We start from the raw sequence: 16,572 nt of genomic DNA, 5'->3' as shown, positions 1-16,572 counted from the left end.
TTATAGACCTGATTTCAGGCTAGCTTCAATAAATTTGTCCAGATCGCCATCAAGAACCGCTTGAGTATTACGGTTTTCAACGCCCGTACGGAGGTCTTTAATGCGTGAGTCATCCAATACGTAAGAACGGATCTGGCTACCCCAGCCAATGTCAGACTTAGCGTCTTCATTAGCTTGTTTTTCCGCGTTTTGCTTTTGCAATTCAAGCTCAAATAGCTTCGCTCGAAGCTGTTTCATTGCCTGATCTTTGTTCTTATGTTGAGAACGGTCATTCTGACACTGAACCACTGTGTTCGTTGGTACGTGTGTAATACGAACCGCAGATTCGGTGGTGTTTACGTGCTGACCACCAGCACCTGACGCACGGTAAACGTCGATACGTAGGTCAGATGGGTTAATGTCGATATCAATGTTTTCATCAATCTCTGGGTAGATAAACGCAGAAGCAAATGAAGTATGACGACGACCGCCTGAATCGAATGGCGATTTACGAACTAGGCGGTGAACGCCTGTTTCTGTGCGTAGCCAGCCGTAAGCGTACTCACCAGAGATCTTCACTGTTGCGCCCTTAAGACCCGCAACTTCGCCTTCCGATACTTCGATCACCTCAGACTTGAAGCCTTTTGCTTCAGCCCAACGTAGGTACATACGTAGCATCATGTTGGTCCAGTCTTGTGCCTCTGTACCACCGGAGCCAGCTTGCAAATCAATGTAGCAATCAGAGCTGTCATGGTCACCAGAGAACATACGACGGAATTCAAGCTGTTCTAGCTTCTCTTCCAACTCAGCAAGTTCTGGTTCGATCTCGTCAAACGTTTCTTGATCTTCTTCTTCAACCGCAAGCTCAAGAAGACCTTCAACGTCCTCTACACCTTGCTCTAGTTGATCGATAGTTTCAACAACCGCTTCAAGAGATGCACGCTCTTTACCTAGTGCTTGTGCACGTTCTGGTTCGTTCCATACATCTGGTTGTTCAAGTTCTGCGTTGACTTCTTCTAGACGCTCTTTCTTAGCGTCATAGTCAAAGATACCCCCTCAGGACATTCGTGCGCTCAGACACGTCCTGTAGACGGTTTTTAATTGGATTGATTTCAAACATGTTGGCTCAACATTTTAGAATAGAATTTAACCGAGAAATTCTACTCAAAAATGTGACCGAGATACAGGAAAATTTCGGCTGGGAAATCAGATTGCAATTAGAGAGAGCACGGTCATAAAATTTTTGCCCCACAAAAAGGCGACCGTACTCTAAAAGAAGTGACTTTCTAGGTCCTACTTAGCTTCAATGTGATCAATCATTAACTGTAATGATTGATTGCCGCGAAACTCATTCACATCCAACTTATACGCGAGGCGTACTGTTTTCACTGATGCATCCGGCCAACGACGCAAGTCAACATTAAATGCAATGCCATCGATCATGACGTTTGTTGGATGACCTTTGAAAAGTGGTTCTAGCATCAGCTTAAGGTGCTTCTCACCGACCAGTTTCTGGTGCAATACTTTGAACTCACCATCAAAGATAGGTTCTGGGAACGCTTGCCCAAAAGGACCACCTGAGCGCAATTGTTCAGCAACATTCATCGAGAACTCTTCGGGTTTAAGCTCGCCGTCCGACATTACCACACCTTTCAGCGCCGCTTCGTCCAGTTCTTTCTTCACGACTTCATCAAACAAACGGCTAAAGCGCTCGAAGTCTTGTTCTTTGATGGTCAAGCCTGCCGCCATCGCGTGTCCACCAAATTTGATGATCAAGCCTGGGTTTTGCGTATCGATGAAATCCAGCGCGTCACGCATGTGTAGCCCCGGAATAGAGCGACAAGAACCTTTAATTGTCCCCTCTCCGCCATCGGCAAAGGCGATAACAGGACGATGGAACTTCTCTTTAATGCGCGAAGCAAGAATACCGATAACGCCTTGGTGCCAATCACGTTGGAACAGTGCTAAACCGTAAGGCAATTCACTGTTTTCACCAAATTGAAGACGCTCACAAAAAGCCATCGCTTCTTGCTTCATCCCTTCTTCAATCTCTTTACGGGTTTGGTTCAAACCATCCAACTCACTCGCCATACGACGCGCCGCATGGATGTTGTTACACATCAGTAGTTCAACACCGAAAGACATGTCATCCAAACGACCTGCGGCATTAATACGAGGACCAAGTGCAAAGCCAAAATCAGATGCAACCAAACGACGAGCATCTCGCTTCGCGACTTCAATCAGAGCTTGAATTCCCGGGCGTGCTTTGCCTGCACGAATACGCTGTAAGCCTTGGTGTACAAGAATGCGGTTATTTTCATCCAGCGGCACAACGTCGGCGACGGTGCCGAGAGCAACCAAGTCGATCAACTCCATCAACTTAGGCTCTTGCATGCCTTGCTGCGCGAACCAATTTTGTTTACGCATATACACACAAAGCGCCATCATCAAATAGAAAGCAACGCCAACCCCTGCCAATGCTTTCGATGGGAAAGCACAGCTGTCGAGGTTCGGGTTCACCATGGCATCCACATTCGGCAGCTCTTGCCCTGGTAAGTGATGGTCAGTAACCAGTACAGTAATGCCGTTTTCTTTGGCGTAGCGAACCCCTTCAATCGACGACACACCGTTGTCTACCGTCATAATCATCTCAGCACCCAGCTCTAACGCCTGGTCCACGACTTCAGGACTGAGGCCGTAGCCATCTTCAAAGCGGTTCGGCACCAAGTAGTCCACGTTATTACTGCCAAGCATACGTAGGGCAAGCACTGACAACGCCGAGCTAGTCGCGCCATCGGCATCAAAATCACCAACGACAATAATACGCTTTTGCTCATTAATGGCTTGGAACAACAACTCAACCGCCTGGTCAATGCCACCCAACTGTTGGTAAGAATGTAAGCCACGAGCAGAAGTCTCTAACTGTGCTACATCTGTGATACCACGGTTAATGTAGATGCGCTTGAGAATAGGTGGAATGGAATCGGGAAGAAGAGAAAGATCCGGTTCAGGACGTCGTTGAATTTCTATCATGTTTGAAAAGAGCCAACGAATACCGCTGGCTCTGCTCCTTAAAGGATTATTGTTGCTCTAAGCGTTTTAGTAGTTCAGCCGGTGGAAGGTAACCGCCTACGAGTTCACCACTTGGTAGGAAGATTGCTGGCGTACCAGAAATACCAAGTTCACGACCTAGGTTGTAGTGCGCTTGAATGGTTTCTTTGCACTGTTTTAGATCTTTCGCTGGATTGTCGAAAGTGCGCTCAACTTTTGCATTGTGCATTGCTGATTTCGGATCTTCTGCACACCAAATTGTCGCCATTTGTTCAGCAACTGGACCTGTTGCACCTTGACGAGGGTACGCCATGTAACGAACAGTAATACCCAAGTCGTTGTAACCTTGCATCTGGCTGTGTAGACGTACACAGTAACCACACGTGATATCGGTAAATACCGTCACCACATACTTCTCGTTGTCCGCTTTGTATTCAATCACGCTATCAGATAACTTCGCGATTTTCTCTGCGTTCAATGGTGCTTGACGCTCAGCAATCACGTCTTTGTAGCCGCCGTTATCATCAATGGCGTAAAGTGTACCGGCAATAAAGTGGTTACCATCGTTTGATGCGAACAACACACCACCATTGGTTTGGATTTCTAATAGTCCAGCAACGTCTGATGGTTGGATATCAAGAATAGACACACCCAGCTTAGAGAACTTCGCTTTTAGCGCAGCTTCATCAAAGTTCTGTTTTGCCGCTGGCGCGACTTGTTGTGCAGGAGTTTCCGTTTTTGCCTGACTTTCTTCAGCACCACAAGCGGTTACGAAAAACGGTAAAGTCAGCAGAGTTAGTCGGCGTAATACGCTCATTAAATTCACCTTAAAATAAAATCTTTTCATCCAATGAGACAAAGGATGAACCAAACCATCATTATGCTCTTGGGTGGTGTTGACTGTGGATCTGTTTCAATCGTTCAGTCGCCACGTGAGTATAAATTTGCGTTGTCGATAAGTCACTATGCCCCAACAGCATCTGTACGACCCTGAGATCTGCGCCATAGTTCAATAAGTGTGTCGCAAAAGCATGGCGCAATACGTGTGGAGACAGTTGGTCGGTATCAATACCCGCTATCACAGCGTAGTACTTGATACGGTGCCAAAAGGTCTGACGGGTCATTTGTCTCGCACGTTTACTTGGGAATACCACATCCGACGTAGTCTCTCCCAATAGAGCAGACCGACCTTGCTGGATAAAAGTTTCAATCCAATCGACCGCGTTTTCTCCCATAGGAACGAGGCGTTCTTTACCACCTTTACCGGTCACGCGCACTACCCCTTGACGCAAACTGACGTTTTCCATTGTCAGACTGACCAACTCTGTCACACGCAACCCAGTCGCGTAGAGTAGCTCAAGCATGGCTTTGTCTCGCAGCTCAACGGGATCATTAGGATCTGGCGCATCAAGCAGTGCGTCCACTTGCTCTTCACTGATGTCTTTAGGCAGACGCTGAGGCAACTTTGGGCTGACCAACAGCGCACTCGGATCATCGCCGCGTACTTTTTCACGGTGAATGTATTGGAACAAGCGACGAATCGCTGACAACATACGCGCGCGGGATGTCTGCTTGTAATCTAAATCAACGAGGTAACTTTGATACTCTTGCAGACCAGACAAACTGATGAAATCTAGACGGTAGCTATGTTGCTCCATCCACGCGAGCAATTTCATTAAATCATTTCGGTAGGAAGCCAACGTGTTCTCCGATAGACCACGCTCCATCCACATTGCATCTAAGAATTGTTCAACCAGACCAAAATCTTGTTGATTGACAGGCTGTTGTGCCGTCATGAACGCTTCCTTATCTGTTTATATTTACAGTATTGAGAGTAAGGCAACTGCTCAACCAATACCATAAAAAAATCATCTCCCGCGGGATATTCGCTGCAATCTTCCCCGATTTATGGTTAGAATCTGCCACAACAGCAACATAAAAAACGACGAATATAATGAAAATCGGACTCTTTTACGGCTCAACAACCTGCTACACAGAAATGGCAGCAGAGAAAATTCGCAATATCATTGGTGAAGACCTTGTCGACATTCACAACGTGAAAGAGACACCGCTGTCGCTGATGGCAGATTACGATTTACTGCTAATTGGTATCTCTACTTGGGACTTCGGTGAAATCCAAGAAGACTGGAGCGCTATCTGGGAAGATATTGCAACCACACCGCTAAAAGGCAAAGTCGTAGCTTTATTCGGCTTGGGAGACCAAGAAGGCTACGGCGAGTGGTACCTTGATGCGATGGGTCTACTGCATGACGAGCTAAAAGCAACGGGCGCGCAGTTTATTGGTTACTGGCCAAACGAAGGCTATGAGTTCGAAGCATCAAAAGCACTGACAGAAGATGGCAGTCAATTTGTCGGCTTAGCGTTGGATGAAGATTCCCAGTACGAACTCAGTGATGAGCGCATCGAGAAATGGTGTGAGCAAGTCTTAGTAGAGTTCCACGACACACTTTAAGTCATACGGCATCCAGCACTTGCTAGACAACAGATAAACAAAAAGCCCGGCGAATCACTTCACCGGGCTTTTTTGTTTTGCTAGTCAGCAATTATGCAGTTTCTTCAGTCAACTCTGGTTGTGAAGACTTAGCAATAAAGAACATGCAAACAATCGCTGCAAATGTTGGTAGAACCCAACCCATGCCCACTTCAAATAGCGGCAGCATGTTGAATGCAGACACGTCTAGACCCGCAACTTTCGCAGCATCAATCAATGCAAATAACAGTGATACTAGCAGTACAGAGCGGTAAGCCACTCGTGGGTTTGGAAGCTTGCTACGTACAAACGTTAGCGCAACCAATGCTACTGCTACTGGGTATAGCGCGAACAGAACCGGAACTGATAGAGAAATTAGCTGAGACAGACCAACGTTTGCAATCAGTGCACAAGCCGCGCCGTTGATAATAACCCACTGCTTGTAAGTCAGTTTCGTTTTAGAGCTGAAGAAATCTGAACATGCAGAGATAAGACCGATAGCCGTCGTCAAACATGCAAGCAATACGATGATTGAAAGTACAATCTGACCGTAAGGACCAAATAGCGCCTGAACGTATTGGCTCAGCACAGCACCACCGTTGTCTGCGCCTGCTGCAATAGTTGAACTCGTCGCACCTAGGTAGAACAATGAGATGTATACGAACGCAAGACCTGCAGCGGCAATACAGCCAGCACAGATTAGGTATTTTGTCGTTGCTGCACGCTCAGTGATGCCTTTACTGCGAAGTGCGTCCACCATTAGCATACCGAACATCAACGATGCGAACGTATCCATGGTGTTGTAGCCTTCAAGGAAGCCCTTAGTCAATGGTTGAGTTAGGTACTCGCCGTGCGCGCCCATCATTTCGCCTTGTGGGTCAATGAATACCGCAATAGCAAGAACGATAAGACCAAGGAACAGAACTGGCGTTAGCACTTTACCAATCAAATCAATCAAACGACCTTGGAACCAAGCGAAGATCATAGCCACCGCAAAGAACAAGATTGAGAATGATGTTAGATGCGCTTGAGAGGCATCTAGGAAGAATGGTTTCACTGCCATTTCGTATGCTACAAGACCTGTACGAGGTGCAGCAAATGCAGGACCAATGATGATGAAGATCAACGCCGCCATCAGCACTGCTGCTTTCTTAGGAAGATCTTGAGTCAAGTGATCCCAAGAGCCGCCTGCCACAGCAATAGCAACGATAGTAATAAGAGGTAGACCTACCGCTGTTAGCAAGAAACCGAACATTGCTGGCATCAGGTGATCACCGGCTAGCTGACCCGCTAGTGGTGGGAAAATGATGTTGCCAGCACCCAAAAAGAACGCAAATAGCATAAAGCCTACTGCGATAATATCTGTTAGTTTTAACGTCTGCTTCACAGATAACCCTTTTTCTCTAATTGATGAATGTTGTGTATGCATCGACCACTTTTTTGTATACCCAAAGTTAATGAGTACCTGTGGTTCAATCTATAAATTTCCGCCGCATAATGACGAAGTACCCATCATTTGGCAACCTTTAAGAAAAAAACACCATATTAATTTATTTAGTCAACTTAAAAGCAGTGAATATCACTACCTATAGATTTGAGACCAGTTCATTATCTCGATCAAATTGAAATACAATTTAATAACCAACAAGATAACAATCTATACAATTAAGAAACAATAGAGGAATTAACTCTATTATTGAGTAAAAATAAAACAATCATGAAGAGCGAAAAATTTCAGACTAAGGACTTCAAGTTCAAGCAGTTTTCGATTCACGGCGGTGAAAGTGGCATGCCCGTCAGCACTGATGGTGTGATGCTTGGCGCTTGGGCAAATTGCTCACCACAGAGTAAAATTTTGGACATTGGTACAGGCACGGGCTTGCTAGCACTAATGTGTGCACAGCGATTTCCTGCCGCACAGATCACCGCTCTTGATATTGAAACATCAGCGGTAGAAGCAGCGCAGCAAAACTTCACCCTATCCTCTTGGTCCGACAGGCTTCACATCCACCACGCTGATGTATTGCAGTTTGAACTAACACATCGCTTCGAGCACATCATCTGTAATCCGCCCTACTTCAACAGTGGTGAGCAATCGAAGCAAAGCCAACGTGCAACTGCTCGACACACGGATACTTTGCAACACGCTTCATTACTTAAACGCTGTAATGAACTACTCGAAGAAGACGGTACTGCCAGTTTTGTTCTGCCGATTACAGAAGGCGAACTGTTTATTGCCATGGCTAAACAGCAAGGATGGTTCTTATCGCGCATCTGTCGCGTGCAACCATCACAGAAAAAGCCAGTCCACCGTTTACTGTTTGAATTAGCCAAACAAGCTTGTGATACTCAAGAAACGCACTTGATCATTCACTCAAACGAGGGTTATAGCGACGACTTTACTCAGCTAACTCGCGAGTTTTATCTTAAGATGTGAAATAACATGTGATCCTTGTCACCAATCACTTTATAATGTGCGACCTTTTTATATTCTATGCTGCTGTGGCGAACCATTAACCAAGCTTTGCTTGTGGAGAACTCATTGTGATCAGAACCTTTGCTGAACTTGATCTAGACCAAAACCTACTTGAAGCCATTGACGAGATGGGCTACGAACGCCCAACTAAAATTCAGGCAGAAGCGATTCCACAAGCGTTAGATGGTCGTGACATTCTAGCGTCAGCACCAACTGGTACTGGTAAAACGGCAGCATTCGTCCTGCCAGCACTGCAATACCTGCAAGATTTCCCACGTCGTAAACCGGGACCTGCACGTATTCTGATCCTAACCCCAACTCGTGAACTTGCGATGCAGGTAGCGGATCAAGCTCGTGCTTTAGCGAAAAACACCAAGCTAAACATCTTCACCATCACTGGTGGTGTTCAATACCAAGAGCACGCAGATATCCTAGCAACGACGCAAGATATCGTAGTAGCAACACCAGGTCGTCTACGTGAATACATTGACGCAGAACGTTTTGACTGTCGTGCGATTGAATGGCTAATCCTTGATGAAGCAGACCGCATGCTAGACATGGGCTTTGCTCCAACTGTTGACCGTCTGTCTAACGAATGTCGCTGGCGCAAACAAACCCTTCTGTTCTCAGCAACACTAGAAGGCAAAGGCGTAGAGGGTTTCACAGCAGACCTACTGAACGAACCAGCAGAGATCGACGCAAAATCACCACTACGTGAGCGTAAGAAGATCGCACAGTGGTACCACCGTGCTGATGACGCAGAGCATAAACTTGCCCTACTAAAACACATCATCACAGAGCAAGCAGAACGCACTATCGTATTCTTGAAGACTCGCGAGCGTTTAGCAGAGCTTCGTGCCCAGTTAGAGAGCGCACAGATTCCATGTTCTTGGATTCAAGGCGAAATGCCTCAAGATCGTCGTAACAACGCGATTTCTCGCTTCCGTGAAGGCACTGTAAACGTGCTATTAGCGACAGACGTAGCGGCACGCGGTATCGACCTTCCTGACGTATCACACGTAATCAACTACGATATGCCACGTACGGCAGACGTATACCTTCACCGCATTGGTCGTACGGCTCGTGCAGGTAAAAAAGGTAATGCTATCTCAATCGTAGAAGCGCACGACCAACCAATGATGGATCGCGTTGCTCGTTACGTGAAAGAAGACATCAAAGAACGCTTCGTGAAAGAGATGCGCCCTAAACACAAAAAGCCTGTGTTTAAGAAGAAAAAGAAAAAAGACGATAAGAAGAAAGTAGCGAAAAAGAAAACCGCTAAGAAGAAGTAATCACGTCTGATTGATTTCAAATCTAAAAGAGCCGCAATCGCGGCTCTTTTTGTTTTTCATCTATAGTTGATGAGCAGGCAAGGTTTTGTCTTCATAGGCATCAGCGAAGCCATGGTTACGGTCACGGTGCCCCGCTTCATCCTCTCGAATACGCAAAATCACATCTCTTAGCATCGCATCAGTTGGCAGCTTGTAGTAATCAATCGCCAGAGTCGGGGCTGGTACGTTCTCCACTTCCCCGCTATCAATTTTCTCTAGGTACTCAGTGTAGCTGTTACACGCTTCTTCTTCGAAGTAACCAACAACACGGTGAGCGATTTTAGAAGACAGCAGATAGATGAAGCTGTACACAACAATGAAAACACCTTGTCCCAGCAACACCAACAAACGCTCAACCAAACTTGGCTTGGCAATATCGAGGAAAATCATCAGGTGCATGCGCTCGTTCTCAGCCTCATCGAGAAGTTCTCGGATCCAGCCTTCATCATCTTTCATTCGGCGTAGCGCTTTCAAGTGATTGAACATCCCAGCTACCATGCCCGGCACGGCTGCGATGGTTTCGAGAATTACCGCTCGTTTCGCGTATTTCTTGCCATAAAAGATGTTCAGAGTGAATTTCAGCAATTTGGTAATACGCAGTGCAACGTACTCCGATAACTTAGAGGCTTTTTTGTGTGTGAGCTTGAAGTCTGACATAGGAGAACTCCTTATTTTTTAAAGTTGCATTTAAAATACAACTTTAAACTTTATTACTCAACTATTTTTTAAGATATAAACTTTTTATGTAAAAAATTCGATTAAGATCAGATCGAATAGGCATAAAAAAAGCCGGATAACTATCCGGCTTTTTGGCGTACTTTATTTCGCTGAATCATCAACTCGCGATTGACTGACTTCAATCAGTTTTGCTCTTCTCGTTTGAAAACTAAGTCTGTTGGTGTCGACTCTTCTTCAACGAAGTAGTAACCCGCAACATCAAACTTAGTGAGGTCAGCAACACTTTCGATACGGTTTTCGATGATGTAGCGAGCCATCATGCCGCGCGCTTTCTTCGCGTAAAAGCTGATCACCTTATATTGACCATTCTTACAGTCTTTGAAGATAGGCGTGATCACTTGTGCATCCAAGTTCTTTGGCTTCACCGCTTTGAAATATTCATTTGATGCAAGGTTAATCAATACGTTGTCGCCTTGCGCAGCAATCGCTTCATTCAGCTTATCGGTAATGACATTACCCCAGAACTGGTAAAGGTTAGATCCCTTGTCGTTCGCCAGCTTAGTGCCCATCTCAAGACGGTATGGCTGCATTAAATCGAGTGGCTTAAGCAGACCGTATAGACCAGATAGCATTCTTAGGTGATCTTGAGCGTAGTCAAAATCAGCGTCAGAAAGGGTTTCCGCTTCAAGACCTGTGTACACATCGCCTTTAAATGCCAAAATGGCTTGGCGTGCATTATCTGTGGTGAAAGTTTCACTCCACTCTTGGAAACGACCAACGTTCAAATCAGCGATTTTGTCGCTCACTTTCATCAGTGATGCAACATCGGCAGGTGTTAATTTACGGCATACCTCGATCAGCGCTTTTGAATAGCTAACCAAGTCAGGTTGAGTAAACTTCTCGGTCGCGAGTGGTGATTCGTAATCGAGCGTTTTAGCTGGAGAAACTACGATGAGCATGACTTTAACTTCCCTAATTTTATTTTCCATTAGAGTACAAAAAAAGCCATGCATTGTCTGCATGGCTTTTTGAATCGTGTTGATAGCTTTCAACAATGATTGGCAGTGAACATCACTTAGTCTTCTTTTTTCGTGTTGTCCCAAATGCCATCTTCTAGCTGAGACTTCAGCTCAGGGAAGTCATTTGCATCAAACGTCGGCACTTTACCTTCGCTTAGCTGGCGGTTGTAGTCTTTCGCCAGTTTAATCACGATACCAGATAGCAATAGAATCGCCACCAAGTTCACTATCGCCATCAAACCCATTGATACGTCAGCCAGTGACCAAACCACAGGTAGTGATGCTAGCGCACCGAACATAACCATACCCAATACAATGATACGGAAGATGCCTAGACCTGCTTTGTGGTTGTGCTCTAGGAAGATTAGGTTCGTTTCAGCGTATGAGTAGTTCGCAATAATCGAAGTAAATGCGAAGAAGAAGATCGCAACAGCAACAAAGATGCTGCCCCAATCACCAACTTGTGAGCTCAATGCACGCTGAGTTAGCTCAATACCGGTCACTTCCGTTGCTTGACCAACGTACTCACCTGACATAAGGATGATAGCCACTGTCGCAGAACAGATAACAATCGTATCCATGAATACGCCTAGCATCTGAACGTAACCTTGAGATGCAGGGTGCGGTGGATAAGGGGTTGCAGATGCTGCTGCATTTGGTGCAGAACCCATACCAGCTTCGTTCGAGAACAGACCGCGTTTGATACCGTTGATCATCGCTTGTGCGATTGCGTAACCAAGACCACCCGCAGCTGCTTCTTGCAGACCAAATGCGCTCTTGAAGATAAGCATTAGCACATCTGGTAGTTTGTCTAGGTTAGAGAACATCACAAACAACGCCAGTAGTAAGTATGCTAGTGCCATCACTGGAACAATCAGTTCAGCTACTTTCGCAATACGCTTAATACCACCAAAGATAACGACGGCTGACAGTGCTACAACAGCAATACCAACATAAAGGTCATTCCAACCAAATGCAGTGCTCATTGCGTTTGCAATTGAGTTTGCTTGAACGGCATTGAATACCAAACCAAAAGCGATGATTAGGAAAATCGAGAACAGCACGCCCATCCAGCGCATGCCCAAACCTTTTTCCATGTAGTAAGCAGGACCACCGCGGTAGTTGCCATCATCATCTTTGGTTTTGTATAGCTGCGCTAGCGTACTTTCCGCAAACGACGTCGCCATACCAAGCATTGCAATCAACCACATCCAGAAGATTGCACCAGGACCACCTGCTGTCAAAGCAACAGCAACACCCGCCATGTTACCTGTACCTACACGTGCAGCAAGACTAGTACAAAGCGCTTGGAAAGAAGAAATACCAGCTTTGTCTGCTTTACGGCTGTTCTTCAGAACAGAGAACATGTGGCCGAAATGACGGAATTGAATGAATCCCAATCGAACGGTGAAGTAGATTCCTACACCAACAAGAAGATAAACCAGAATCGAACCCCAAAGGAGATCGTTCATCAAATTGATTAAGTCTGTCATGTGTACCTCAAAGTGAGTTGCGCCGGTCTTTGCTTCCAAGCCATCCACCAGATTGCCTGCTAAGTGTCAAAGTGTGCTTAGCTTTTTGAGTAATGTTTATTGCGCAATCTAGAATCGTAAACGTCGCTTCATGCATCCATTTTACGTACCAGCGTATTTTTTGACGGGCGGATAATGCAGCCTCGAAAAGCAAAAATCAATATGCAACAAGTAAAATAACCTTGTTATTTTTCACTAGAAAGTCACCAAAAGTTAACATAAAAGGAAAACTTAACGCTCACAAACAGCAACATCTTGTTTATCAAATCTCAACATAAATAGCCCTTCCATCATTAACAAAACGCAATACCATTTATTTTTGATGAGGCTAGTTATCACAAGGTATCTGAGAAAAATTTCTTACTCCGCTTTGTTACGATTGGATACATTTTAATCAAAGCGATGCTATGCAACCTTAGTATTCAAAAATTGAGTAAAATGAGCCCTTCGAATTAACATACCAAATCTCTTCATTTAATCGTTTTCGTGAGTTCGTTCGCTTATTTTTTGTCCACTTTAGATATGTGCAAAATGTGATTCTGTGAGTATTTTTACGCGAAAATGTCATGTTACCGACACAAATGCGAAATATATCATGGTTATTCTCACGCCTATTGTGGTACTTAAAAAGCTCCACAAGGACTGGATATAACAGTTTAGATAGAAAAAGGTAAAGGTGGCTTATGGAAGGCTTTCAACTCGATGACCTATTTGGTCTGGATACTACCTCAACAACCAAGTCTCGCTCAAAACCAGTGAAGCGTAAGTGGCGAGAAATCGAAGAAATGAACGATAGACGCAATTTGCTCAAAGAGCTGCGCGAACTTGATGTCTGCAACGACATCACTCTGGATGACATCAAACTATAATTCGCACAAAAGGCACCTCAATGGTGCCTTTTGTCATTTGTAGAGAGGACAAAAGTGGGTGATCTTCATGCTGATTTTATTGGCATGACGCCCATTCTTATCTATTGAGAATTTCCCTCAGTTTTCACTCATATTTTAAACGAGACAATTTCTAAACAATTCCCATCAGACAAGAAAATGACGAAACAAACTACGCACACGCAATCGATTACTTCGTCATTTTTATGTTTTAGACAAACTCAGCGTCGTTCTGACGCACTCGATCTGCAAGTTGCTTGTAGCGATCTGCAATAGTATTACCAAACACAGGATCGTCTTCGTTCTCATGCCATAGGCTTTCAACATATTGCCAGTCTTGCGAAGTGAACAACTCTTCAATTAGAGGTAAGATTTGGCGCTCTTCTAGCTCCAGATGGCGCTTTTGCGTCACGATGAAGTCTTCAAGCTGAGCAACGAACATATCTTGAGGGACAACAGCATCCTGCAAAATCATCTCAATCAACATTGAAAACGCTTTGGTTTTGTCCGCCAGCTCTTGATGTTCCTGTTCCAAGTTTTCCATGGTCTTTTGCTGACCATAATGCTCTAGGAAGTAGCGATAGAGAATATCTTCTTTAGGATGGTGAATTTTTTCTGAATGGTTAGAAAGATAATCCACGATCTCACTCACCAACGCATAGTTGATGGCGCGTTCTTGTTTAATCTCATTCAATTTGTGGCGCAGTATTGCCAGCAGACGGACCATATAGCCGTGTTCGCGTCGAATTCTTTCGATCATCATAGCGTCTCTCCTTAACACCTACTTTTAATAAGTGTATATGAGAAAGCGAAAACCTGACTCGACGGTGTTCAAAAAAACAGCGATCGTGATGTCACGATCGCTGTACTGATTGCTCTCTCCTTATATAAGAGGAAAGTGCACTTTACACCGCCATTGGTAGGTGCCAATTGATGACCTCTTTGCCTTGCTGAGAGAGGATCTGGTTCGCTTGTGAAAATGGTTTGCTACCAAAGAAACCTCGGTGAGCAGACAACGGTGATGGATGCGGTGCCGTTAACACATAGTGTTTGTTACGATCGATAAAGCGACCTTTCTTCTGCGCGTGTGAGCCCCACAGCAGAAACACCACTCCTTGTTGATGCTGGTTAATCGCTTCAATTACGCGGTCAGTAAAGGTTTCCCAGCCCGTTTTTGAGTGCGAGTGTGCTTTGCCCTGCTCTACCGTCAATACGGTATTTAGTAGCAACACACCTTGCTCTGCCCAGCTTTGTAGAAAGCCATGTTGAGGAATTTGGAAACCCTCAATATCTTGCGCCAGTTCTTTGTACATATTCACCAAAGATGGTGGCGTTTTAATACCAGGCAGCACAGAGAAACACAAACCATGCGCTTGATTAGGACCGTGGTAAGGGTCTTGCCCCAGAATCACTACTTTAACGTCTTTGAACTCGGTAAAACGAAACGCATTAAATACGTCTTTCGCTGGCGGATAAATGGCTTTGCCTGCCGCTCGTTCTGCTTCAACAAAATTCAAAGTATCGACAAAGTAGCTCTGCTCTTTCTCTTCGCCGATCACATCGTGCCAAGTGGGTAACTGATTCATGGAAAGTTCCTGTCCTAATGTTTCCCTCTATTCTAACGAGCGAAACTCAAACAAACAAAAACTTACCACCAGCTTGAGACGGCTTTTCAAAAACTGACGCGCAGACAGCTGGTGTTAATCCATGCTGGTTTGGCTAAAACCAGAATAACGCACAATGATAATGCTAATTGCGCTGCGGCGTTCGAAAGTGCCCTTGCCCTGAGATATGGCGGTTTGGGGCTGGTAAACGTAATACTCGTCGAGAGTGTGTCGCTGGGATAAAAGAAACTGGTCGAGACATATTGTCATCCTCCTAACTAGCTTCGCCTAACTACAACGTTGAGTTCAGGCGTTTAAAACAAGCGCATAACTGCTCAATGGTTTTAGCTAAGAAAGAAGGATGCCAACTTTGCCATCCCGTTAGGAATTAACCATTTCTTCAATGTGGAATTGGCGTAAGGTGTTGATTTCTTGCTGCCAAATATCTGGGTCAATTGTTTCTAAAATCAAAGGGATACCATCAAAACGTGGATCTTTAGCGATGTACTCAAAACAGCTCCAACCGATCTCACCTTTGCCTAATGAGTGGTGACGGTCAACCTTGCTAGCGAATTCGACTTTTGAATCATTTAGATGCATTGCTCTCAAATAGTGCATGCCTACGATACGATCGAACTCGGCAAAGGTATGCTCACAATCCTCTTTGGTACGCAGATCGTAACCGGCAGTAAACGTGTGGCAAGTATCAAGACACACGCCAACGCGTTCTTTGTCTTCTACTTGATCGATGATTTCAGCAAGATGCTCAAACTTCCAACCCAAGTTAGTGCCCTGACCTGCAGTGTTCTCAATCACTGCGATCACATTCGGCACTGCTTTGTGCGCCAGGTTGATCGACTCAGCGATCGTCGACAAACACGCCTGTTCTGACACTTTCTTTAAGTGGCTACCGGGGTGGAAGTTGAGCAAGGTTAAACCTAACTGGTTACAACGCTCCATCTCATCAATAAATGCCGCGCGGGATTTATTCAGCTTTTCTTCTTCCGGCGCCCCCAAGTTAATCAGATAAGAGTCATGGGGCAGAATGTGCTCGGCGCCAAAACCAAGCATTTTGCAGTTCGCCTTGAATGCACTAATGGTTTTTTCTTCGAGTGGTTTAGCAACCCATTGACGCTGGTTCTTAGTAAACAGAGCAAACGCATTCGCACCAATCTCACGAGCACGAAGAGGCGCTTGGTCAACCCCTCCAGCCGCAGATACGTGAGCACCAATAAATTTGTTTCCAAACTTGTTTTTCATGTTTGTCATTTAATCACTTTAGACTTTCAGTATGACTACCTAAATACAGGCAGTTGCGTTACCAAGGTTAATTTTTGAGCTCATTTTGTAGTAAATTTACAACAAAATTAACTTTTAAATATTTTTTATATTATCAAATAAATTGTAAATAGTATGTTTTCAAACGTTTTATTGATTTAACTCAAGAAAATCACCTTCAAAAAATTAAGGTTTTTGGTTGTTTTTTGACTTAAATCAATATTAAAATAATGGATATTGGCTATA

General features: G+C 44.8%; 15 protein-coding genes. 4 read left to right on the top strand and 11 right to left on the bottom strand.

Features of this window, described 5'->3' with window-relative positions:
• The 4 genes from prfB to xerD all read right to left on the bottom strand — a co-directional run bounded on the left by prfB (position 1) and on the right by xerD (position 4,826).
• A protein-coding gene (gene prfB, locus J4N44_RS02405; protein ID WP_100208484.1) for a peptide chain release factor 2 occupies positions 1–1,099 on the bottom strand; the annotation gives its coding sequence in 2 pieces (ribosomal slippage) (positions 1–1,023 and positions 1,025–1,099; 1,098 coding nt in all).
• 173 nt (positions 1,100–1,272) lie between these two features.
• Positions 1,273–3,012: a single-stranded-DNA-specific exonuclease RecJ gene (gene recJ / locus J4N44_RS02400; RefSeq protein ID WP_005447894.1), complete on the bottom strand. Its 1,740-nt coding sequence runs from the start codon at positions 3,010–3,012 to the stop codon at positions 1,273–1,275.
• Between the two features lie 46 nt (positions 3,013–3,058).
• On the bottom strand, positions 3,059–3,847 hold the full coding sequence (gene dsbC / locus J4N44_RS02395; protein ID WP_026000319.1) for a bifunctional protein-disulfide isomerase/oxidoreductase DsbC: 789 nt from the start codon (positions 3,845–3,847) through the stop codon (positions 3,059–3,061).
• 61 nt (positions 3,848–3,908) lie between these two features.
• Positions 3,909–4,826 (bottom strand): site-specific tyrosine recombinase XerD, encoded by a 918-nt coding sequence (gene xerD / locus J4N44_RS02390; protein ID WP_005447892.1) that lies wholly within the window; start codon positions 4,824–4,826, stop codon positions 3,909–3,911.
• Positions 4,827–4,984: 158 nt separating this feature from the next.
• On the opposite strand from xerD, the gene fldB reads away from it, so the two are divergent.
• Positions 4,985–5,503, top strand: a complete 519-nt coding sequence (gene fldB / locus J4N44_RS02385) for a flavodoxin FldB (RefSeq protein WP_005447890.1) — start codon at positions 4,985–4,987, stop codon at positions 5,501–5,503.
• 91 nt (positions 5,504–5,594) lie between these two features.
• On the opposite strand, the gene brnQ is transcribed toward fldB, so the two are convergent.
• Positions 5,595–6,908, bottom strand: coding sequence for a branched-chain amino acid transport system II carrier protein (gene brnQ / locus J4N44_RS02380; RefSeq protein WP_009697628.1), 1,314 nt, complete (start codon positions 6,906–6,908; stop codon positions 5,595–5,597).
• Between the two features lie 330 nt (positions 6,909–7,238).
• On the opposite strand from brnQ, the gene J4N44_RS02375 reads away from it, so the two are divergent.
• Positions 7,239–7,958 carry a tRNA1(Val) (adenine(37)-N6)-methyltransferase gene (locus J4N44_RS02375; RefSeq protein ID WP_005447885.1) on the top strand — a complete coding sequence of 240 codons (720 nt, stop codon included), beginning with the start codon at positions 7,239–7,241 and terminating at the stop codon, positions 7,956–7,958.
• A gap of 107 nt (positions 7,959–8,065) precedes the next feature.
• A complete protein-coding gene (srmB, locus tag J4N44_RS02370) occupies positions 8,066–9,289 on the top strand; it encodes an ATP-dependent RNA helicase SrmB (RefSeq protein WP_005447883.1) in 1,224 nt (407 codons plus the stop codon).
• 60 nt (positions 9,290–9,349) lie between these two features.
• Here the strand turns inward: srmB and J4N44_RS02365 are convergent, their stop codons facing one another.
• The 3 genes from J4N44_RS02365 to J4N44_RS02355 all read right to left on the bottom strand — a co-directional run bounded on the left by J4N44_RS02365 (position 9,350) and on the right by J4N44_RS02355 (position 12,518).
• Positions 9,350–9,985 (bottom strand): alternative oxidase, encoded by a 636-nt coding sequence (locus J4N44_RS02365; RefSeq protein ID WP_005447882.1) that lies wholly within the window; start codon positions 9,983–9,985, stop codon positions 9,350–9,352.
• A gap of 203 nt (positions 9,986–10,188) precedes the next feature.
• Positions 10,189–10,965 (bottom strand): peroxide stress protein YaaA, encoded by a 777-nt coding sequence (gene yaaA / locus J4N44_RS02360; protein ID WP_005447880.1) that lies wholly within the window; start codon positions 10,963–10,965, stop codon positions 10,189–10,191.
• Positions 10,966–11,081: 116 nt separating this feature from the next.
• Positions 11,082–12,518 (bottom strand): alanine/glycine:cation symporter family protein, encoded by a 1,437-nt coding sequence (locus tag J4N44_RS02355; RefSeq protein ID WP_005447878.1) that lies wholly within the window; start codon positions 12,516–12,518, stop codon positions 11,082–11,084.
• 722 nt (positions 12,519–13,240) lie between these two features.
• Here J4N44_RS02355 and J4N44_RS02350 point away from each other — a divergent pair.
• Entirely contained in the window at positions 13,241–13,426 is a 186-nt protein-coding gene (locus tag J4N44_RS02350; RefSeq protein ID WP_005447876.1) for a DUF3545 family protein, read from the top strand.
• Positions 13,427–13,655: 229 nt separating this feature from the next.
• Here the strand turns inward: J4N44_RS02350 and J4N44_RS02345 are convergent, their stop codons facing one another.
• From J4N44_RS02345 to nfo, 3 genes are all read right to left on the bottom strand, one after another.
• Positions 13,656–14,207: a hemerythrin domain-containing protein gene (locus J4N44_RS02345; RefSeq protein WP_005434924.1), complete on the bottom strand. Its 552-nt coding sequence runs from the start codon at positions 14,205–14,207 to the stop codon at positions 13,656–13,658.
• Positions 14,208–14,349: 142 nt separating this feature from the next.
• Complete coding sequence (gene ung / locus J4N44_RS02340; RefSeq protein WP_009697626.1) at positions 14,350–15,030, bottom strand: uracil-DNA glycosylase; 681 nt, start codon at positions 15,028–15,030, stop codon at positions 14,350–14,352.
• A 399-nt stretch (positions 15,031–15,429) separates the two neighbouring features.
• Entirely contained in the window at positions 15,430–16,317 is an 888-nt protein-coding gene (gene nfo, locus J4N44_RS02335; RefSeq protein ID WP_005447864.1) for a deoxyribonuclease IV, read from the bottom strand.
• Between the last annotated feature and the right edge of the window lie 255 nt (positions 16,318–16,572).

Origin of the sequence: Vibrio sp. SCSIO 43155, from assembly GCF_023716605.1 — a bacterium.
Classification (GTDB): domain Bacteria; phylum Pseudomonadota; class Gammaproteobacteria; order Enterobacterales; family Vibrionaceae; genus Vibrio; species Vibrio harveyi.
Note: the sequence above shows the minus strand (reverse complement) of the source record. Positions and strands in the feature narration are given on the sequence as shown.